The following is a 20,355-nucleotide window of genomic DNA, read 5'->3' as shown; positions in this document are numbered from 1 at the left end:
CATACATGAACGTATTTTATAATCTGGAGGGCATCGGCGATACCCTCATCATCACAATGGATCCGACATTCGAAGGAAGCGTCGGTCATGAAAGAAAAGGCGATGCAGCCCGCCTGTTCAATGAAGAATCCGGTGAAACCGTCGGTTACAATCTGTTCAACGCTTCCGCTTATCTAAGCCTTGAAGCGAAAGGTCAAGTGGAGATGGATGATGAGAAGCTGAAGAGCATCAACGAAGCCATCGCTAAAAACGGCTTTGAAGATGTGCTTGAAGGAGATTTCACCCCTAAGTTCGTCGTCGGGTACGTAGCAGAAAAAGAAAAGCATCCCAATGCTGACAAGCTCAATATCTGCAAGGTGGAGATCGGTGACGAAACACTTCAAATCGTCTGCGGAGCCCCGAATGTGGATCAAGGACAAAAAGTGGTTGTGGCAAAAGTCGGCGCCGTTATGCCGAGCGGGATGGTCATCAAAGATGCAGAGCTTCGCGGAGTGCCTTCTTCCGGCATGATCTGCTCTGCCAAAGAACTCGACCTACCGGATGCTCCCCAAGAAAAAGGAATCCTCGTCCTCGACAATCAATACGAAGTGGGACAAGCGTTCAAAGGATAATTGCATGTTCACCCGGGCCTGATGTGGTCCGGTTTTTTTTGTTTGGTTGATGAATCTTTTCGATCTTCTGCATGTCCAGCTCCGGGTGCTTGAGGCTCGAGGTCATAAGTCAAAGATCTCAAAAAGGCCAAGAACGCCTTTCCGAGATCTTCGCCTTATGCTTGTCGCCTCAGGTCGAGCCCCCTCCGCTTTTCTTCGTGTCCAGCTCCGGGTGCTTGAGGCTCGAGGTCATAAGTCAAAGATCCCAAAAAGGCACAGAACGCCTTTCCGGTGCCTTCGCCTTATGCTTGTCGCCTCAGGGCAAGCCCCCTGCGCTTTTCTATATGTCCAGCTCCGGCGGGTTGCCCCTCGAGGTCATAAGTCAAAGACCCCAAAAAGGCATAGAACGCCTTTCCGGTGCCTTCGCCTTATGCTTGTCGGGTCAGCCCAACCCGCCTCCGCTTTTCTTCATGTCCAGCTCCGGGTGCTTAAGGCTCGAGGTCATAAGTCAAAGATCTCAAAAAGGCACAGAACGCCTTTCCGAGATCTTCGCCTTATGCTTGTCGCCTCAGGGCAAGCCCCCTGCGCTTTTCTTGTTACATTCTATTTACATGGATGTTGGTTTCGACACATTTTTCTAACAATGTTCATTTTATGGTGAAATGTCTCGAATTTTTCCGGTGAACTGATAGAATGATAGTAAGTATGAAGGAAAGAGTGATTGACGTGAGTTGGATTAAGAAGATAATCGGGAAATTTTCTGATGTTGATGATAGTTATGAAGAATATGTGGAAGACGAGGTGCATCGCCCTGCCCCGAAGCAGGGGGGAGTCAGTCGGCCCCCTATCAGCGTGATGTCGAGGCGCGGATGACCTATCAATATCCGAAAGGGAATTTCCGTTTTCCTTTGATCGGTGATGGGGAAGGGGGGAGCCGGGAAAGACGGACCCGGGACCGTGATAAGAAAGAAGTCACGGAAAAGCAGCCCGAACGCCCTAAGCGTGAGAAAGAACGGGTGGAGCGTCCACGCAAGGAGGCACAACCCAAACCTGTACACCAATCAACGTCCGCACCGTCTAAAACGGTCACTTCAAAAGTACAGAAAGGGAAGGGGATCAGACCGTTCAAGCCGACGGAAATCCCTTCACCGATCTATGGATTCAGGGAGCGGCCGATCAAAAAGCAAGAAGTCGAGTACGAACTGGGCAACTTTTTACATGGTCAGACACCTGCTTCGGTCAATGTACCGGATGTGAGGGAGGAGCCCCTGCCCGCCCCGCCTGCCCATCATGATGTACCGGAGGTCGAAGCCCGATCGGAAGAAGCGGTGGATTTTGAATTACATGAATTCAAGAGCCCTTCAGAAGAACATGATGTGGCGCCGATTACCGAAACAGTGACAGAAGAAAGGTCAGAAGATCTGTCATCCCCAGCCGTTGACGAAGAGGTTTTCGATGCGACAGGAACATTGGACATAACGGATGCCCCTGCATCTATCGGGGCTCTGGGGAAAGGGAAGATGTCCGGTTTGAAGATCAAGCGGAATCAGCTCCTTCCGATGAGTACGTGGAACACGTTACGCCGGTTGTGAACACGGAAGAACATATCGCCCCTTTGCATGCAGAATCCCGAGAGGATAGGGATGCGGCTGTTTCAAAACATGATGCAGAAGCAGAAAACGCCATGCCTGTAGAGGAGTTCCAGGAAGAACGGAAACAGAAGAAACGGTCGCATCTTCCGTTCAATGTCCTCATGCTGAATCAGGATAAGCGGAGTATGTCCGAGCGCCGGCAGCAGCCTGGTCCTTCTCCCGAACCTAGGGTTCAAAACCCACAGGTGACAGAAGTCGTGGAAGAGCATCATGAAAGTGAACCTGAAATGGAGCAGGGAATCGTTCAAGGGGAGGATGCCGTAAAGAGCTACAGTGAGCTCAGTTCTTCCACCAAGACGTTGAATGAGTACGAGTTTCCGACTCTTGAATACTTGAATCCCCCTGTATCCAAAACGATGAGTGAAGAATGGCTGGACACCCAGAGTGCACTCCTCGATGAGACCCTTCTGAATTTCAACGTGAGGGCGAAGGTCGTGAATGTGACACAGGGACCGTCCGTCACCCGGTTTGAGGTACAGCCTGAACCAGGGGTGAAAGTAAACAAAATCACGAACCTTTCAGATGATATCAAGCTGAGCCTCGCTGCCAAGGATATCAGGATCGAAGCGCCCATCCCGGGTAAGCATACGATCGGGATCGAGGTGCCGAATCGGGACAGCCGTCCTGTCTGCATCAGCGAAGTCATTGCGAGCCCTGCATTCCAAGAGGCGGACTCACCGCTTACAGCTGCCCTCGGTCTTGATATTTCCGGGCAGCCGATCGTCACGGATCTTAGCAAGATGCCCCACGGGCTGATTGCCGGGGCCACCGGTTCCGGTAAGAGCGTGTGCATCAACTCGATCCTCGTCAGTCTCCTGTATAAATCATCTCCCGACGAGCTGAAGATGATGCTGATCGATCCGAAGATGGTGGAGCTTGCTCCTTATAACCGCATCCCGCATCTTGTCAGCCCCGTCATCACCGATGTAAAGGCTGCGACAGCCGCATTGAAGTGGGCCGTCGAAGAGATGGAGCGCAGGTACGAACTCTTCGCCCATACAGGAGTAAGGGATATCAAGCGATTCAATGAACTTGCCACCAGGAACAAGCAGTACAGCGATAAGCTTCCGTATCTCGTCATCGTCATCGACGAGCTTGCCGACCTGATGATGATGTCACCTGCAGATGTGGAAGAAGCCATCTGTCGCATCGCCCAAAAAGCGAGGGCATGCGGAATCCATCTCATCATCGCGACCCAGCGACCTTCAGTCGATGTCATTACCGGACTGATCAAAGCGAACGTACCGACAAGGGTTGCGTTCTCCGTCTCATCTGCCGTCGACTCACGGACCATCATAGATGGAAGCGGAGCGGAACGGTTACTCGGGCGCGGGGATATGCTGTTCCTCGAAAATGGGTCATCCAAGCCGGTCCGGCTTCAAGGTACGTTCGTCTCTGATGACGAAATCGATGAAATCATCTCCCATGTCAGGGACCAGCGTGCACCCCATTATCTTTTTGAACAGGATGAACTCCTGAAGAAAGCACAGGTCACAGAAGAAGAAGATGAATTATTTCTTGAAGCATGTGAATTTGTCGTCGATCAGGGGGGTGCCTCGGCATCTTCCCTTCAAAGGCGATTCCGGATCGGCTACAACCGTGCAGCAAGACTGATGGAAATGATGGAGAATAATGGCATCATCTCAGAAGCAAGGGGAAGCAAGCCGAGGGATGTGCTGATCTCCGAGACCGAGCTGGAAACGCTCGTCTGAGTGGAAGCATAAGGTAATATGTGGTATCCTGTTGGTGAATCGATTGGAAGATGTCATCGGCAGGATACTCTTTTTTCCTGGCCGTTTCAGATGATCCCCATGGGGGTACTATACCAGAGGATAACGGGACCGGCGTGGAGGACAACGAGTGGATAGGTGAGCAGAATGGACGCACAGAGAGAATTGCTGGATCTGACGGAGTACCGTCATCGTAAACAATTGATAGCAGAGGAACAGACACGTGCGGTGTACGATTCCGCGATGGAGTTCTGTCGGCAAGAAACCAACATCCGGGAAATCGTCAGGGCAAAGATGATCTTCACTAAACGGTTCGCCCCGGTGGCAAGAGACAGCCTTACTGAAAACGTATTTTCAGAATGGCTTTTATTTGATTACAAGACGATCAAGGGGACGACACTGTTCTTTCAGTTTCTCCAGACCCGGTCCCTTTCGCCTTCTAAGAAGACCCTGGGTGCAGTGATGATGACAGTGCCATGGGAACCTGTTTCCATTGAAGGCCATGAGGGCGGAGAGCCCATCTGCATGCCTTTATTGGGCGATCACCGGGAGCCTGTCCGCTTAAGGGGAATGTCGGATGTCAAGAAGGACAGGACCTATTTTGTGAGGAAAGTCCCTCTGGTGACCCATGAATGGACCCTAGGTCCCGTCTTTGAAGCGGGATCGCCTGATCTTGTGGACACGATGAAGAAGCGATACGGTCGAAGGTATCAAGAAAATGGTGGTTTATGGAGGGCGTTCCTTAAAGAAGAAGCGCCGGAATTCATTCTAACTGACTGAAAATTTCCTTCTTCATGGTCACAGTTTTTAAAAGGTGGTATAATGTTTCAAGTTGACAGTGTTCACCATTGGTCCTTAATGGCAAAAAAATCATGATTTCATATAATGTTTTTAAGATAGACGATTGTTGGAGGTTCTATTATGACGATATATCATTTCGTAGGAATCAAAGGTTCGGGCATGAGCGCATTAGCCCAGATCCTTCATGATATGGATTATCAGGTCCAGGGTTCCGATGTAGAAAAATACTTTTTCACCCAAAAAGCGTTGGACGATGCCAACATTAAAATCCTTCCTTTCCAAAAGGAAAACATCGGCGGAGATATGCATGTGATCGCCGGAAATGCATTCCCCGATACACATGAGGAAATCGTGACAGCCAAAGAACTTGGCCTGCCTGTAACGCGCTATCATAAATTCCTTGGTGACTTCATGCAGGAATTCACAAGCGTAGCAGTCACGGGGGCACATGGGAAGACGTCTACGACAGGTCTCCTCGCACACGTGATCCGAGGGGCTAAGCCGACTTCATTCCTGATCGGTGACGGAACGGGGAAAGGGGAAGTGGATGCGAATTACTTCGTATTCGAAGCATGTGAATACCGACGTCATTTCCTTTCATACTTCCCTGACTATGCCATCATGACGAATATCGACTTCGATCATCCGGATTACTTCGCCAATATCGACGACGTATTCTCTGCATTCCAGGAAATGGCCATGCAGGTGAAGAAGGGGATCATCGCTTGTGGTGATGATGAGCAACTCCAAAAGATCCAGGCAAGGGTACCGGTCGTATTTTACGGATTTGCCGAGGAGAATGACTTCCAGGCACGCAATGTCGCCCATGATGAGAATGGTACATCATTCGATGTGTTCGTTCGCAATGAATTCTATGCGTCATTCAAGATCCCGACATACGGAGATCATAACATCCTGAACGCCCTGTCTGTCATTGCCCTTTGTCACTACGAGGAGCTTGATACAGAGATCGTGCAGGAAAGACTGCAAACATTCGAAGGCGTCAAACGCCGTTTCTCTGAGAAGAAGGTAGGCGGACAGATTTTGGTGGACGATTATGCCCACCATCCGACCGAGATCACAGCCACCCTCGATTCGGCCCGTCAAAAGTATCCGAATAAGGATATTGTCGCTGTCTTCCAGCCGCATACGTTCACAAGGACGCAGACATTCCTTTCAGAGTTCGCTGAAAGCCTTCAGCTTGCTGATAAGGTGTATCTGTGCGAAATCTTCGGTTCGGCCCGTGAAAATCACGGAAAGCTTTCCATCCATGATCTTGAAACGAAGATCGATGGGTGTGAAATCATCGATGAGCGTGATACAACCGCTCTTCTTCATCATGAAGACAGCGTATTGATCTTCATGGGCGCAGGGGATATCCAGAAATTCCAGCAGTCCTATGAAACAGTATTGAACGAACAGATTGCAGAATAATCCTGCGTACGTCAAAAAGCCATCCGCGAGTGAATTCGCGGATGGCTTTTATTTTGGTCATTTCAAGTTTTCCGGATTCAATCCTTCAAGTTCCGGGATGACGAACCGTCCATCTTTCCTGATGAGCACGTCATCAAAATAGATTTCTCCTCCACCATATTCAGGACGCTGGATCATGACCATGTCCCAATGGATATTGGAATGGTTGCCGTTATACGCATCCTCATAGCATTCACCAGGGGTGAAATGGAAGCTGCCGTCGATCTTCTCATCAAATAGGATGTCCTGCATCGGATGCTGGATGAACGGGTTGACGCCGATGGCGAATTCACCCACATAGCGTGCTCCTTCATCCGTATCGAAGATCTTGTTGATCCGGTCCGAATCATTTGCTTCCGCCTCGACGATCTTCCCATCCTTGAACGTGAGCTTGACGTTTTCGAATGTGAAGCCGTTATAAGGCGATGGCGTGTTATAGGAGATCACGCCGTTGACGGAGTCTTTCACCGGGGCGCTGTACACTTCCCCGTCAGGAATATTCAACCGGCCCGCGCATTTGACCGCTGGTATATCCTTGATGGAAAACGTCAGGTCAGTGCCTTCCCCCGTCAGGCGTACGCGATCCGTCCTGTTCATGAGATCGGCGAGGCTGTCCATGGCCGCATCCATCTTGCTATAGTCGAGGTTGCATACATCGAAGTAGAAATCCTCGAACGCTTCTGTGCTCATTTTGGCAAGCTGGGCCATGGATGAAGTCGGATAGCGGAGCACGACCCATTTTTTCTTCGGTACACGGATCTCCCTGTGGACCTTCTTGCCGATGGTGTTGCCGTGGATCCTCATCTTCTCATCCGGTACATCGGACTGCTCGTTGATGTTCTCTCCCGAGCGCAGACCGATGTAGGCATCCATCTGCTCCATCTTACGGGCTTCGAAGTCCGCCATCATGTCGTACTGTTCTTCCTGTGCACCCATGAGGAGGGAGCGGTCGACAGCTGCATCCTTCAGTGTGACGAACGGGTAGCCGCCTGCTTCATAGGCTTCCTTCACAAGGGCGGTGACGAGTTCGCGCTCAAGTCCGAAGTTTTCGATCAGCACCTTTTCGCCGGGTTGGAGCTGGACGGAGTAATTGATCAGGTTCTTTGCTAGTTTCTGGATCCTTGGATCTTTCATTGTGTTTCCCCCTAGGTATGTATTCCTTTCTATTTTACCCCAAATCCTTCATCCATGCGCCATCTGCCGTTTTGAATATACAGATATTTTTTTGAAAGTAAAAAGAGGAATTAAGAGAGAAAAGGAAGAAATACTAGTATAATGTTTAATGAATTCATATAAGGGTAAAGAATTTCTATATACGGAGGTGTAGCAGATGGAAATCATTCTTTATCTTAGTGTCGCAGTCATTGCGGTGGCGTTCTTCGTCCTTGTGATCAGCCTCATGAAGACATTGAAGTCCCTAGGGACGACGCTCGACAGTGTGTCGACGACCCTGAACGGCCTGGAAGGGCAGCTGCAGGGAATCACGAAAGAGTCTACTGAATTGCTACATAAAACGAATCTTCTGGCAGAGGACATCCAAAAGAAATCCGAAGACTTGAATACGGTCGTTTATGCAGTGAGGGATGTCGGACATTCGATCCAGAACCTTAATACGTCTGTGAAGAAGGTCAGCACGAACATCTCGTCTGAACTCGAACGTAATCAAGGCAGGATTTCCCAGGTGGTTCAGTGGGGCAATGCGCTGATGGAACTGAGGGGCAAGTGGAAAGAGCGGAAGGCGGTTGAACAACCTCCCGTACCTGTTTCCGATGACATCGGCGCAAGGGAAAAAATGATAAAAAGAGCTAGATCTTATAATTGAGAGGGGAATGAACATTATGACACAGCAGTACAATCAGCAAAATCCAAATCAAACGAATGACAGCAACATCAATTCAAAAGATTTCATCATCGGCACGTTGATCGGCGGTATCGTCGGAGCTGCAACAGCTCTTCTGCTCGCTCCAAAATCCGGTAAAGATCTTCGCAGCGATATCAACGAACAGGCAGGCGCCTGGAAAGAAAAGACGAGCCAGTGGAAAGACACGGCCGTTGAAAAGAGCAACGAATTGGCTGCGGCTGCCAAGGAGAAGTCTTCTTCTTTGACGAAGACGGTTCAAGAGCAGTCCAACCAGGTAGTTGGCAAAATCAAATCATATCGCTCAAATGCCGAGGAAGACATTAAAGAAGCGGTCTCAGAAGTGAAGGACGATGTGAATCAAAAGCTTGAAGAAACGAAAAAAGCCTTTGATGAAACAGAAAAAACATACAACAACTGATTTCGTAAACGCGTGATCATTGATTGAAGGAACGGTGAAGTGATATGATGACTTCACCGTTTTTATTATGCTGAAAGGAAGTTGAAAAATGAAAAAGATAGAAACCGTACAAGAATTTGAAAATCTCACAGAGAGTCAATCCCGCTTCTTCTTCATGAAGCACAGTCTGACATGTCCGATCAGCGGCAATGCGTTCAATGAGTACCAATCGTTCTTAAACAAGCATGGGGAAGAAGAGGGGTATTACCTGGCTGTTCAGGAAGCGAAGGAACTATCCAATCATATAGCGGAGAAATTCGGCATCAAGCATGAGTCTCCTCAAGCCTTCCTTTTCATCGACGGGAAACCGGGATGGAATGCTTCCCACTGGAACATTACAGAGAAGGAACTTGATAAACTATAATCGGCATCGAACAAAAAAGCCTATAAGGGCTTTTTTTGTTTTCACGGTGACTGACGCGCTTGTGCCAGGGTTTACTTTCTTGTCGAGAGGGAAAGGGTTTATATAACGATTATTCAAGGAGGAACCCAATCCAATGAATTCAACGAGAACCCGTTCGAGAAGTGGAAAGTTGATGAAAGGCATCATGCTCGGCGCGGCAGTAGGCGGAGCCATTGCCATGCTGGACTCAGGCACCCGACGGAGGGTGGCGACGAAGACGACGTCATGGAAGGATTCAACCATGGGCATGGTGGATCGTGTAAGGGAGGATCCATCCGGGGTGATGAATGATTGGCAGGGACGCCTGAAGTCAGCCTCCGCTGTTCTGAAGGACGCCATCAATGACGCGCAAGCCCTGTACGAAAGAGTCAGTGATGATATTATCGAACCGGTTAAAGAACAGTCTTCAGAGCTCATCGCATCGACTAAGGACGCCGCAGAAGACCTTCAGGACATCGGTATGAAGGTGAAGGAAGCGGGTGAAGAAATCAGGGAGGATCAAGGGACTCAAACTGTTTCATCCGATCAAGGGTCGGTTCATCCGGTTGATCGACCAAGCCCTGTTCCGGGGAAAATCGGTTCATGATAAGCTAGGCCCCATAATGAGTAAAACGCCGCAGACCCCATTACAGGGATCCGCGGCGTTTCATTTTGACCCTATCGGACTTTGATTTCAGGCCAGACGATCTCTAATAGATCACCGTCCCTGATTTCTTCAAAGAAGGTGGTTTCCAGTTTGTTTCTCAAGAGGAGGAAGCTCCCCCGCGTATTTGTCGGCATGTCGATTTCCACGAAATTAAACACATCCTGAAAGATGAATGGAGACGTTTCCGACTCTTGGATCATGAGTTCATCCCCTGAGAATACGAGGTCTTCACCGGATAATTCCTTCCCATTCCTTTTCACGGTGGCAAAGACCTTTTCGAGTAGTACATCTTCCCCGTTGAAAGAGATGGTAATCGACTTTGTCAGCACCATCTTCTTTTTGATCAGGAGATGTTCGAGGGTAGGTTGGGCCGGAGCTTCGAATGAGATGCGATCCAGATTGTGGATCATGGCAGTCGGTTTTACTTCCTGTCCGTTACGTAACAGCTTCCCGTTAAAAGCAGGGAAATACGTCTCTTTTCCATTCAAGGAGAGGTGGAATGGTCTCAGGGAGGAAATCCAATCATGGTATCCGAGCTGCGAAAGGGCATCTGCGACCGTCTCGATAAAGGTGATGTCAATGGTATCCCCGTCTTTCAGTACGGTATCTTTCCCGGCAGGGGAACCGTTTAGCGTGATTGCCGGTTCGAGGTGGAGTTCCCGATCTTGAAGGTAGATCCGCTTACCTGAACCCGCATCCATGAGTTCTCCTATGGTCACAACGGCTTCGTCGCCATCCCTCCCCTTTTCGACAAGGAGGCGATCCTGATTCCCGACTCCGTCGTCAAATGAACAGGCCTGATCGTTTTTGAAAAGGGAAGGGGGCTCTCCGTGACTTCCGGGGAGGGAGAGGGTCTGCCCGTTGACCGTGACGGAAATTGCCTTCCCGGGCTTGCCATGAAGGTCCTGAACTTTGACGCCTGCCGAGAGGATGCAGTCTCCCACCGTCAGATTTTTCACTTCGAACATCCGAACGGCATGCCCGTTCACATCCACCGTCACATATTGGACGGGGGTCTCCTTTGCAGCGATGGCAATGCCGATGGGGGTGACCAGCTCGGGACCTTTCAACATATGCCCCTGAAGCTTCACGCGCTGGATGGCTTCCACTCCCCTGACTGCTGCGCGGTTTTCCGGCAGGCCGAGGACAGCGGCGAGCTTGGAGGGAAGTCCAGGTGTCAGGCTGCCACCACCTACGAGCATCACTGCCTGCGGTGCCTTCATGTTGTTCAAACGAAGGATTTCCTCCGAAATCTCGTTTGCCAGGCGATCAATGGAAGGGCCGATGCGAGACAGCACCTCTTCGGTTGGAATGACGGTTTCAAATCCGAGAATATCCGTCACTTCGATGGAAGGACAATCATGGAGCTGCCGCTTCGCCTTTTCTGCAAGGGGGAAGTCGAGGAGCAGGTCCCGGCTGAGTGCTTCCGTGATTTCATCCCCGGCTGTCGGCACCATGCCATAGGCCGTGACCGTCCCGTGATTCGTCAGGGCTACATCCGATGTTCCGGCGCCGACATCGACGAGAGCGACATTCAGCCTTCGCATGGAAGGCGGTATCAGGACGTTGATGGCTGCGATCGGTTCAAGGGTTAGGGCTTCCAATTCCAGTCCCGACCGGTGAAGTGCCGCAAGCAGTGAATCCACGACCACCCGCGGAAGGAAGGTGGCGATGATCTCCACGCTCGCTTCATCCCCCTGTTGGTCGATGAGGCTGCCGATCTCTTCGCCGTCCAGACGGTAGTAGAGCACTGAGTATCCCACACAATAATAGTGATGACCGGCATCTTCCCCGGCAGCTTTCGCCTGTGCCTCCTGGACAGCCCCGAGTTCAAGATGGAGGACGTCGTCTTTTTTGAGGAGCGGTTTGCCTTTGATGGCCGAGGTAATGGAGGCCGTTTCGGTCCTCAGGGCCCTTCCGGCAGCCGCGACGCATACTTTACTCAGAGGACCGTGGACATCTTCGAGACGGCTCTTGATCGAGGTTATGACGGCAGCTACTGCAGGTACATCGTGGATCTGTCCGTCCAGCATGGCCCGCTCCCGGTGCTCCTCTATTAAAATATCACTCACCTGAAAATGGTCTTCCATTTCTTCCATGATGATGCCCACCACTGAGCGGGTACCGATGTCCAGTGCAAAGATTTTTTGATTTTTTTTCACCAATTATTCACCTGCTTCAGCCCAGTCTCATAGTATACTTACATACTTTAACGCTTAAAAGCGTTTAATCAAAAAAGAATTTCTTCGTGACATTTGAGATATGTTCTATTATAATAAGTTTCAACATCAAAAATGTATCATACTTCCTTAAAACTATAACAGGTTTTACGTATGAACAGGAAAAAAAGAAAGGGTGCTGTATTGTGAGTAATCAAGAGCTCGATCAATTAAGGAATCAAGTCGACGAACTGAATCTGAAACTACTGGACATCATCAATGAGCGGGCCAAGCTCGTTCAAGAAATCGGGCGTGTCAAGGAGACTCAAGGAGTATACCGCTATGATCCTGTTCGTGAAAGGGGAATGTTGAACCTGATCAAAGAAAACAATGACGGTCCGTTGAAAGACTCGACTGTTGAACATATTTTCAAGGAAATATTCAAAGCAGGATTAGAACTGCAGAAGGATGACCATTCGAAGGCCCTTCTTGTTTCCCGTAAAAAGAAACCGGAAGATACCATCGTGAATATCAACGGAGAAGCCATCGGGGATGGAAATCCTCACTTCGTATTCGGTCCATGTGCCGTGGAATCTTACGAGCAGGTGGCGGAAGTGGCGAAAGCCGTCAAAGCAAAAGGCCTGAAGCTTCTCCGCGGGGGAGCATTCAAACCGCGTACGTCCCCTTATGACTTCCAGGGACTTGGAATGGAAGGCTTGAAGATTTTGAAGAGGGTCGCCGATGAGTACGGCTTGGCCGTCATCAGCGAAATTGTCAATCCGGCCGATATCGAACAGGCTGTCGAGTACATCGACGTCATCCAGATCGGTGCCCGCAATATGCAGAACTTCGAACTTTTGAAAGCAGCCGGTGCTGTTAAGAAGCCTGTACTGTTGAAGCGCGGACTTTCGGCAACGATCGAGGAATTCATCAATGCGGCTGAGTACATCATTTCACAAGGGAATGGAGACATCATCCTATGTGAGCGCGGAATCAGGACGTATGAGAAAGCAACCCGTAACACCCTTGATATCTCCGCGGTGCCGATCCTGAAGCAGGAAACGCATCTTCCGGTATTCGTAGACGTGACCCACTCCACAGGACGCAGGGACCTCCTTCTCCCGACAGCCAAGGCAGCCCTTGCCATCGGTGCAGACGGCGTCATGGCAGAAGTGCATCCGGACCCGGCCGTCGCCTTGTCCGATTCTGCCCAGCAGATGGATCTCGACCAATTCGATACATTCTACAATGAAGTATTCAAAGGAAGAACAATCACAGTATAATCAAGGAAGAAATGGACGGATCCTCCTTATGAGGGTCCGTTTTTTCCGTTTTCATGGAATTTTTTTCACAAATTGATGCAGAGTCATTGCAGGAATAAATATACTATCGTATGATTATGTACGTGATTGCAGATAAATATACTGTATACACTAATCGAACTTATGAGTGGATGGTAACTTGTGCATAATGTAACAAAGTCCTGTAATCGCTCTCCAGGTTTATTTGGTGTAAAATAAGGTAAATGGTTATGAGTAAAGGAGCGTGTTTGCAATGAACGTGACAATATATGACGTAGCAAGAGAAGCAAATGTATCAATGGCCACGGTTTCACGTGTGGTCAATGGAAATCCCAACGTTAAGCCTGCAACAAGGAAGAAGGTACTTGAGGTCATCGATCGACTCGGCTACCGTCCGAATGCGGTTGCACGTGGTCTCGCGAGCAAGAAGACGACGACTGTCGGAGTCATCATCCCTGATATCTCCAACATCTTCTACGCGGAGCTTGCCCGAGGGATCGAAGACATCGCCACCATGTACAAGTACAACATCATCTTGAGCAACTCTGATCAGAATGCAGAGAAGGAGCTTCATCTCCTCAATACGATGCTCGGGAAACAAGTGGACGGCATCCTGTTCCTCGGCGGACATATATCCGAAGAACATGTACAGGAATTCGAGCGTTCACCAGTGCCGATCGTCCTTGCTGGAGCGGTTGAAGAGACGAATAAAGTCCCTTCCGTCAACATCGACTACAAAGCGGCGACTTACGATGCCGTGAAGGATCTCCTCGATAAGGGGCATGAACGCATCGGATTCGTAAGCGGTCCGTTCCATGACACGATCAATATGAAGTTCAAGCTTGAAGGATACCGTGAAGCCCTTGCGCAAGCAGGAATCGAATACAATGATGAACTGGTCATCGAAGGGGAATACACGTATGATTCAGGACTTGAAGCATGGCAGAAGTTCTCTGAGCTATCGGACAAGCCGACTGCCGTCTTCGTAGGGAATGATGAAACGGCCCTCGGTGTCGTACACGGAGCGCAGGATGCGGGTGTTTCCATTCCGGATGAAGTGGAAATCATCTCGTTCGATAATACAAGGCTTGCCCTCATGGTGCGTCCGCAGCTCACGTCCGTCGTGCAGCCGCTTTATGATATAGGTGCCGTGGCCATGAGACTCTTGACGAAATACATGAACAAGGAAACGGTCGATGAAGCAGCCGTTGTACTTCCTCACCGCATTGAATACAGAAATTCAACCAAATAATGCTGTAAACTGGTTAGATAGGTCTGGAAGGCTGATCCTGCCTTCCGTCCTCTTTTGACCGGAAGGCAGGATTTTATTTTTTTTGCAGGGAGAGTCATGATGAAGAAGCTTGATATGCTTACACCTTTAGGCGTCGTTTTGGGGATTGTATTCGTCGGTGTTGCCATCCTTACCAATGCAGGTCCAGATAGTTTTGGATCCTTTATCAACATTCCGTCCATCCTGGTGGTCATCGGCGGCTTGATCGGAGCCATGCTGGTCAGCTTTTCCTTCAATGAACTGAAGCAGCTGGGAAGAGTGATGGCAGAGTCGTTCAGGGTGCAGGAACATGATACACAAGGCTTGATTTCCACATTTGTATCCCTTTCTGACAAAGCGAGAAGGGAAGGGCTTCTTTCCCTGGAAACCGAGGTCGAAGAAATCCGTGATCCATTCATCAGGAAGGGAGTCCTTCTGGCCGTGGATGGAATCGAATCGGATGTCATCACGGATATCCTGAATACCGAGATCATTGCCATTGAAGAGCGTCATCGCAAGAATAAGAGACTGCTAGATAAAGCAGGGGAATACGCCCCTGCATGGGGGATGATCGGAACTCTGATCGGACTCGTCCTCATGCTCCAGAACCTCAGCGACCCGTCATCCCTCGGACCCAATATGGCCGTTGCCCTGCTGACGACCCTGTATGGGACGCTCCTTGCGAACCTGGTCTTCATCCCCATGGCATCGAAGCTTGCCATGAAGACTGAAAAGGAAGTGTTCATGAAACAGATCGTCATCGAGGCCGTGATGGGCCTTCAATCAGGGCAGAACCCGAGGGTCCTTGAAGAAAAATTGACGGTCTTCCTGTCAGGTGAAGAGCTGCATACATATCGATTGAAGGATCGTGATTCCGTTGATGAAGCGTAGGGGTAAGGAAGAAGAATCCCCGCGGACTCCTGCCTGGATGGTCACATTTTCGGATATGGTCACCCTGATCCTGGTATTTTTCATCCTGCTTTTCTCCATGTCGCAGATCGATAAGGGGAAGTTCGAATCCATTGTCGATTCATTTCAGGGTGCGTCCATCATTCCGGATGGGAGTACAAGTGATCTTGATGTGGTCCTGAAAGATGTGAAGGCCTATCTGAAGGAACATGATATGGAGGATGCCATCAAGGCTGAGCGGACGGACAGGGGTGTCGTCCTCGTTCTTCAAGAGCAGGCCCTTTTTGAAACCGGAGATGCCGAAGTCCTTGACTCTGCCTTTCCGTTCCTCGATATGGTCGCAGGGCTCCTTGAAGAACTGCCGAACAAGGTGGACGTGGAAGGACATACCGATAATCGCCCCATCTCCACCTATCGTTATCCATCGAACTGGGAACTTTCAACGGCCAGGGCCAGCAGTGTCATCCGGTACCTGGTGAACGAAAATGGACTGGATCCTGAGCGGTTCATCGCCATCGGCTACGGAGATACCATGCCTGTGGAACCGAATGATTCCGATGCCCATATGCAGAAGAATCGCAGGGTGGAAATCATCGTGACCGACCCGGCATACAAAGAAAACTAAAAAAAGAGTGGCGTTCATTTTCATGAACGCCACTCTTTTTTTATATTGTCACCAAACGGATTATGTGATAAAGTTAGATAGATATGCGCTGTTGTTTAATTTAGGTATTAGTTATCCTTATTATAATTATACAGTGCAAACACGATCCGTGTCAACCCTTATCTAAAAGATTCCGAGGAGTGAATGCTATGAATGCCGAGTACAGAAAAGAGCAACGTCGTGTCGATCATGTGCTGGAGGAGATTAACGGTGAAATTGAAAAATTGAAAGAAGAAACCTCCAGGCGCAAACAGGAAGTGATTCACACGCGTAAACATTTCTGGGATGAAGTCAAGGTGAATACGGACAGCTTCGATGACTACCTGGAGACGATCATCGGTCTTCGCCAGGAGGCTCAGGCCCTGTCCTCCAGTCAGAGCAGCCACAGGCATGCCTCTAAACGCCTGTCCACTCTCGAGAGAATGAAAAAAATTCCATACTTCGGAAGGATCGATTTCACAGAGGACGGAAATGAATCAGAGGAAAAGGTCTATATCGGCGTCTCATCCCTCACCGACGAAACCGGTGAGAATTTCCTGATCTATGATTGGAGGGCGCCGATCTCAAGCGTCTATTATGATGATCAGCCTGGGCCAGCTGCTTATGATACACCCGGTGGGGTCATCAAGGGAGAATTGAACGGGAAGTGGCAGTACCTCATCCGTGAGGGAGTACTTGAATCCCTTTTCGACACCAGTCTCACCATCGGGGATGAGATCCTTCAGCAGGTCTTGGGAAGAGGAAAAGATCAAAAGATGCACAGCATCGTAGCGACCATCCAACAGGATCAAAACCGAATCATCCGGCATGACCAGGGCAGGCTCCTCATCGTCCACGGGGCAGCCGGTAGCGGGAAGACGTCGGCCGCCCTTCAGCGGATCGCTTATCTTCTCTACAAGTACAGGGATCGCATCGATGCGGATCAGATCGTCCTCTTCTCCCCGAACTCCCTGTTCAGCCGGTACGTCTCCAATGTCCTGCCGGAGCTTGGGGAGGAAAACATGCATCAGGTCACCTTCCAGGAATACCTGGATCACCGGCTCGGTGATTCTTTTACTGTGGAGGATGCGTATGATCAGCTTGAGTTCGTCCTTGGCGGTCAAGGTGAACCCTTTTATGCTGAGAGGCTTTCTGCCATCGGTCATAAGGCTTCTAAAGCCTTTATCCAGTCGGTCCTTGCATATCGGAGCACATTGGATACAGACGGCATGACGTTCAAGGATATCGTCTTCAGGGGTGAACCGGTGGTGACGGCAGGGGAAATCCGCGACCGGTTTTATCAAACAGCCCTGGATCTCAAGTTTTCGAATCGACTGGAAGCCTTGCAGGAATGGATCTTGAAGAAGCTGAAGGAGGTAACGCGCCGGGAGAGAAGGAAGCCATGGGTGCAGGATGCCATGGAAATGCTGAGTGAACACGCCTATCACAATGCGCGGACTCATCTCGCACTGAGGAAGGGGTATGAACGTGAAGAGGTGGGGGACTACGAGGTCGAGCCCGATCAGCTGGCCCGGTTGATCGTTCAACAGAAAATGAAGCCGGTGCGCACCTATGTCAGGGAATTCGGATTCATTGACTTTGTGGCCATTTACAAAGCCCTTTTTAACACCCTCGTTCAAGAAGAAGAGACCCATTGGAAAGGCATCGGCGCATTGACGGCAAAAGCCATCGATGACGGGCGCCTGTACCATGAAGATGCCACCCCATTCCTCTTCTTGAAAGAATTGATCCTGGGCTTCCAGATCAATAGCTCGGTCAGGCATCTTGTCATTGATGAGGCCCAGGATTATTCACCGTTCCAGTTCGAGTTTTTGAAGCGCATGTTCCCCGCTGCCAGGATGACGATCCTCGGTGACTTCAATCAGGCCATCTTCTCCCACGCCAGCGGGCAAGCGGATTTCCGCATGCTGACAGGGCTGTATGGTGAAGGGGAAACAGACACCATAAGCCTCAAGAGGAGCTACCGGTCGACGAAACCCATCATAGAATTCACCCGCACGCTCATTCCTGATGGTGAAGCCATCATCCCGTTTGATCGAAGTGGAGAAACACCATCACTTGATCGGGTGTCAAACCGGGCCGGACTGCATCAGGCCGTCCGCTCAAAAGTCGATCATTACCGTGAATCGGGCCATGAGAGCATCGCCATCATCTGTAAAACGGCGAGAGAGAGCGCGGAGGCATTCAGTGCCCTTTCCGATCTTGGTGATGTCACCCTTCTCACGAAAGGGACGCTTGAACATGATCAGGGTGTCGTGATCGTACCAGCGTACCTTTCCAAAGGCATCGAGTTCGACGCCGTCATCATCTATGATGCATCAGAGGACTGTTACGGGACAGAAGATGTGCGCAGGCTCTTCTACACCGCCTGTACACGGGCCATGCATGAACTGCAGGTCTACACCATGGGGGAACCGAGTCCCTTCATGGAAAACGCCATCACAGAGGGTCTGATCAGGACCGGGGATAGTGTGCGATAATGGAAAAATCCGATTCCTTTTAAGGGGAATCGGATTTTTTGTTGTTCCTTGTTTCCTTTCAAAAAGGAAGAATCCTGACCTATAATCAAAAATACGCAGCAGTCAATCTGCTGCGTGCATGTCTTCAGCCAGTTTCATGACCCGCTCCTTTTCCCAACTGCTGCCGGATCGGGTAGAGGGCCTTATCCACATTCTGCTTATTTTTCTCTGTGATCTCTGCCTTCCTGGGAATGGGTGTGTAAATTCCCGGCGGATCCATCCAGTCCCTAGGGAGCGTGATACCGGATTTCGTCTTCCAGCGATCATACCAGGTGGAAGGAAGGGAGCCTCCGACGGTCCTTCCCGTCATTTCAAGCCAGATGAACGACCATGCCCTGGGCACCACCCGCCATATGTCGTATCCACCTCCGCCTACGGCAATCCATCTCCCGTCACAGTACGTGTGGGCAAGTTCGTGTGCGATCCTGGGGATTTCACGGTACGTCTTCATGGTGGTGGAAAGATGGGTGAGGGGATCATAATAATGGGCATCCGCTCCGTTCTGGGTCAGTATCACATCCGGTTTGAAGAACTCGGCTACCTCCCGGATCGCGGATTCATAGGCATCCAAGAATGACTCATCCTCGGTGAACGCATCAAGGGGGATGTTGAAGGAGTATCCATAGCCCTTCCCGTGTCCCCGCTCATTCACATTTCCCGTACCCGGGAACAGATAGCGTCCCGTTTCATGCAGGGAGAGGGTGCAGACATCGGGATCATCATAAAAGGACCACTGAACCCCGTCTCCGTGGTGGGCATCCGTATCCACATAGAGGACCCTTGCTTTGTACTTTTCCTGAAGGTATCGTATGGCGACGGAGCTATCATTGTAAATGCAGAAGCCCGATGCCTTTCCTTTGAACCCGTGGTGAAGGCCTCCTCCGAGATGAAGGGCGTGCTTGGCCTTGCCGCTCATCACCTGATCGACCGCTTCCAGGGTACCGCCCACCAGGAAGGAGCTGGCCTCGTGCATGCCCGGGAAGATCGGCGTATCCTCGGTGCCGATTCCATAGCTCTCTGCCTGCTCGGGGGGAAGTTCCCCTTTACCGGCTTTCTTGATGGCCTGGACATAGGCCGCATCATGGTTCAATTGGAGCTCTTCCACCGTGGCGGCCCGGGGCTTGACGATTTCATCCTCTTCAATGGCACCGGATTCCCTGAGCAGATCCAGGGTGAGGGTCAGGCGCATCTGGTTGAAAGGATGGTTATCGGAGAAGCGGTAGCCGAGTAGGTCATCCGAGTAAATGAAGACGGAATCCTTCATGATGGCATTCCCGGCATGTTCGGCCATAACACGCTGTATCCTTCCTGTTTGATCTCCTCGATGACGCGGGTGGGATTCATCGTCTGGACGCGGAAGACAAGGACCTTCTGCTGCTCATCCTGTTTATCGGGATACACAAGGACACTCAGGATGTTCGCATTATGCTTGCGGATGATCCCGGCCACTTCGTAAAGGATGCCTGCCCGGTGAGGTACCTTCACTTCGATCTGGGACCCCGGCTGATTCGCCCCGGTCAATTGGGTGAGGGTATAAAGCAGGTCGGTTTCCGTAATGATCCCGACCAGCTTGTCGGCCTTCAGGATCGGGAGGCAGCTGATGCGGTGCTCATAAAAGAGCGCGGCCACTTCTTCGACGAAATCCAGGGGATGCCCGGTGATGACCTGCTGCTGCATGATCTGCCTGACAGGGTTCTTCAATGTGAAATCAGCAGATTGTTCATTAAGGATCGACGGTGCAGCGTCTTTGACGTCCCTGTCGCTGATGATCCCGAGTATCTTCATCTCATCATCCACAATCGGGATATGCTTGATTTTCTTTCCCCTCATGAGTCTGATGGCGGTTTCGATTGAGTCATCCGGTCTGAGCGTTTCTACGTTTGATTTCATGATCTCTTCAATGATCATGGTCGCTTCCCC

The 20,355-nt window shown here is 50.4% G+C and carries 18 protein-coding genes; 14 read left to right on the top strand and 4 right to left on the bottom strand.

Going from position 1 to position 20,355, the window contains the following annotated elements; all coding sequences use genetic code 11:
- Nucleotides 1–5 precede the first annotated feature (5 nt).
- The 5 genes from ytpR (at nt 6) to murC (ending at nt 6,207) form a co-directional block, all read left to right on the top strand.
- On the top strand, nt 6–611 hold the full coding sequence (gene ytpR / locus D5E69_RS16620; RefSeq protein ID WP_159129932.1) for a YtpR family tRNA-binding protein: 606 nt from the start codon (nt 6–8) through the stop codon (nt 609–611).
- An 848-nt stretch (nt 612–1,459) separates the two neighbouring features.
- The gene (locus D5E69_RS16615) at nt 1,460–2,182 is read left to right on the top strand and encodes a hypothetical protein (protein ID WP_159129931.1); all 723 of its coding nucleotides are present in this window, start codon (nt 1,460–1,462) and stop codon (nt 2,180–2,182) included.
- A complete protein-coding gene (locus D5E69_RS16610) occupies nt 2,158–3,954 on the top strand; it encodes a DNA translocase FtsK (RefSeq protein WP_347566703.1) in 1,797 nt (598 codons plus the stop codon). Before D5E69_RS16615 ends, D5E69_RS16610 begins: the two co-directional genes overlap by 25 nt.
- Nucleotides 3,955–4,119: 165 nt before the next feature.
- Nucleotides 4,120–4,752: a hypothetical protein gene (locus tag D5E69_RS16605; protein ID WP_159129930.1), complete on the top strand. Its 633-nt coding sequence runs from the start codon at nt 4,120–4,122 to the stop codon at nt 4,750–4,752.
- Nucleotides 4,753–4,893: 141 nt separating this feature from the next.
- Nucleotides 4,894–6,207 carry a UDP-N-acetylmuramate--L-alanine ligase gene (murC, locus tag D5E69_RS16600; protein WP_159129929.1) on the top strand — a complete coding sequence of 438 codons (1,314 nt, stop codon included), beginning with the start codon at nt 4,894–4,896 and terminating at the stop codon, nt 6,205–6,207.
- A gap of 57 nt (nt 6,208–6,264) precedes the next feature.
- On the opposite strand, the gene D5E69_RS16595 is transcribed toward murC, so the two are convergent.
- Nucleotides 6,265–7,380, bottom strand: a complete 1,116-nt coding sequence (locus tag D5E69_RS16595; protein WP_048007428.1) for an aminopeptidase — start codon at nt 7,378–7,380, stop codon at nt 6,265–6,267.
- Nucleotides 7,381–7,576: 196 nt separating this feature from the next.
- Here D5E69_RS16595 and D5E69_RS16590 point away from each other — a divergent pair, with 196 nt between their 5' ends.
- The 4 genes from D5E69_RS16590 to D5E69_RS16575 all read left to right on the top strand — a co-directional run bounded on the left by D5E69_RS16590 (nt 7,577) and on the right by D5E69_RS16575 (nt 9,553).
- Nucleotides 7,577–8,068, top strand: a complete 492-nt coding sequence (locus tag D5E69_RS16590) for a DUF948 domain-containing protein (RefSeq protein ID WP_048007429.1) — start codon at nt 7,577–7,579, stop codon at nt 8,066–8,068.
- 16 nt (nt 8,069–8,084) lie between these two features.
- Nucleotides 8,085–8,525 (top strand): YtxH domain-containing protein, encoded by a 441-nt coding sequence (locus D5E69_RS16585; RefSeq protein ID WP_053072012.1) that lies wholly within the window; start codon nt 8,085–8,087, stop codon nt 8,523–8,525.
- An 88-nt stretch (nt 8,526–8,613) separates the two neighbouring features.
- On the top strand, nt 8,614–8,928 hold the full coding sequence (ytxJ, locus tag D5E69_RS16580) for a bacillithiol system redox-active protein YtxJ (RefSeq protein WP_048012702.1): 315 nt from the start codon (nt 8,614–8,616) through the stop codon (nt 8,926–8,928).
- A 133-nt stretch (nt 8,929–9,061) separates the two neighbouring features.
- Nucleotides 9,062–9,553, top strand: coding sequence for a YtxH domain-containing protein (locus D5E69_RS16575; RefSeq protein ID WP_187427082.1), 492 nt, complete (start codon nt 9,062–9,064; stop codon nt 9,551–9,553).
- Between the two features lie 71 nt (nt 9,554–9,624).
- Here D5E69_RS16575 and D5E69_RS16570 read toward each other — a convergent pair whose 3' ends face one another.
- Nucleotides 9,625–11,775 carry a cell division protein FtsA gene (locus D5E69_RS16570; protein ID WP_148795649.1) on the bottom strand — a complete coding sequence of 717 codons (2,151 nt, stop codon included), beginning with the start codon at nt 11,773–11,775 and terminating at the stop codon, nt 9,625–9,627.
- 203 nt (nt 11,776–11,978) lie between these two features.
- On the opposite strand from D5E69_RS16570, the gene D5E69_RS16565 reads away from it, so the two are divergent.
- The 5 genes from D5E69_RS16565 to helD all read left to right on the top strand — a co-directional run bounded on the left by D5E69_RS16565 (nt 11,979) and on the right by helD (nt 18,396).
- A complete protein-coding gene (locus D5E69_RS16565) occupies nt 11,979–13,055 on the top strand; it encodes a bifunctional 3-deoxy-7-phosphoheptulonate synthase/chorismate mutase (RefSeq protein ID WP_048007433.1) in 1,077 nt (358 codons plus the stop codon).
- Between the two features lie 271 nt (nt 13,056–13,326).
- Nucleotides 13,327–14,325 (top strand): catabolite control protein A, encoded by a 999-nt coding sequence (gene ccpA / locus D5E69_RS16560; RefSeq protein ID WP_048007434.1) that lies wholly within the window; start codon nt 13,327–13,329, stop codon nt 14,323–14,325.
- A gap of 99 nt (nt 14,326–14,424) precedes the next feature.
- Nucleotides 14,425–15,234: a flagellar motor protein MotP gene (motP, locus tag D5E69_RS16555; protein ID WP_063190676.1), complete on the top strand. Its 810-nt coding sequence runs from the start codon at nt 14,425–14,427 to the stop codon at nt 15,232–15,234.
- Nucleotides 15,224–15,877, top strand: a complete 654-nt coding sequence (locus D5E69_RS16550; protein WP_063190691.1) for a flagellar motor protein MotB — start codon at nt 15,224–15,226, stop codon at nt 15,875–15,877. The genes motP and D5E69_RS16550 overlap by 11 nt, the downstream gene beginning before the upstream one ends.
- A gap of 188 nt (nt 15,878–16,065) precedes the next feature.
- On the top strand, nt 16,066–18,396 hold the full coding sequence (helD, locus tag D5E69_RS16545; protein WP_048007436.1) for an RNA polymerase recycling motor HelD: 2,331 nt from the start codon (nt 16,066–16,068) through the stop codon (nt 18,394–18,396).
- Between the two features lie 124 nt (nt 18,397–18,520).
- Here the strand turns inward: helD and D5E69_RS16540 are convergent, their stop codons facing one another.
- Complete coding sequence (locus D5E69_RS16540; protein ID WP_148795774.1) at nt 18,521–19,702, bottom strand: acetoin utilization protein AcuC; 1,182 nt, start codon at nt 19,700–19,702, stop codon at nt 18,521–18,523.
- Entirely contained in the window at nt 19,696–20,343 is a 648-nt protein-coding gene (locus D5E69_RS16535) for an acetoin utilization AcuB family protein (protein ID WP_048007438.1), read from the bottom strand. The genes D5E69_RS16540 and D5E69_RS16535 overlap by 7 nt, the downstream gene beginning before the upstream one ends.
- Nucleotides 20,344–20,355 lie beyond the last annotated feature (12 nt).

The organism is Rossellomorea marisflavi (assembly GCF_009806575.1).
Lineage (GTDB): Bacteria > Bacillota > Bacilli > Bacillales > Bacillaceae_B > Rossellomorea > Rossellomorea marisflavi_A.
The sequence above is the reverse complement of the archived record's forward strand: the minus strand, read 5'-3'. Positions and strand labels throughout refer to the sequence as shown.

Coding starts and splice junctions, on each gene's coding strand:
- ytpR (WP_159129932.1), top strand. CDS start 6: ATGAACGTATTTTATAATCTGGAGGGCATCGGCGATACCCTCATCATC.
- D5E69_RS16615 (WP_159129931.1), top strand. CDS start 1,460: ATGACCTATCAATATCCGAAAGGGAATTTCCGTTTTCCTTTGATCGGT.
- D5E69_RS16605 (WP_159129930.1), top strand. CDS start 4,120: ATGGACGCACAGAGAGAATTGCTGGATCTGACGGAGTACCGTCATCGT.
- murC (WP_159129929.1), top strand. CDS start 4,894: ATGACGATATATCATTTCGTAGGAATCAAAGGTTCGGGCATGAGCGCA.
- D5E69_RS16595 (WP_048007428.1), bottom strand. CDS start 7,380: ATGAAAGATCCAAGGATCCAGAAACTAGCAAAGAACCTGATCAATTAC.
- D5E69_RS16590 (WP_048007429.1), top strand. CDS start 7,577: ATGGAAATCATTCTTTATCTTAGTGTCGCAGTCATTGCGGTGGCGTTC.
- D5E69_RS16585 (WP_053072012.1), top strand. CDS start 8,085: ATGACACAGCAGTACAATCAGCAAAATCCAAATCAAACGAATGACAGC.
- ytxJ (WP_048012702.1), top strand. CDS start 8,614: ATGAAAAAGATAGAAACCGTACAAGAATTTGAAAATCTCACAGAGAGT.
- D5E69_RS16575 (WP_187427082.1), top strand. CDS start 9,062: ATGAATTCAACGAGAACCCGTTCGAGAAGTGGAAAGTTGATGAAAGGC.
- ccpA (WP_048007434.1), top strand. CDS start 13,327: ATGAACGTGACAATATATGACGTAGCAAGAGAAGCAAATGTATCAATG.
- motP (WP_063190676.1), top strand. CDS start 14,425: ATGAAGAAGCTTGATATGCTTACACCTTTAGGCGTCGTTTTGGGGATT.
- D5E69_RS16550 (WP_063190691.1), top strand. CDS start 15,224: ATGAAGCGTAGGGGTAAGGAAGAAGAATCCCCGCGGACTCCTGCCTGG.
- helD (WP_048007436.1), top strand. CDS start 16,066: ATGAATGCCGAGTACAGAAAAGAGCAACGTCGTGTCGATCATGTGCTG.
- D5E69_RS16535 (WP_048007438.1), bottom strand. CDS start 20,343: ATGATCATTGAAGAGATCATGAAATCAAACGTAGAAACGCTCAGACCG.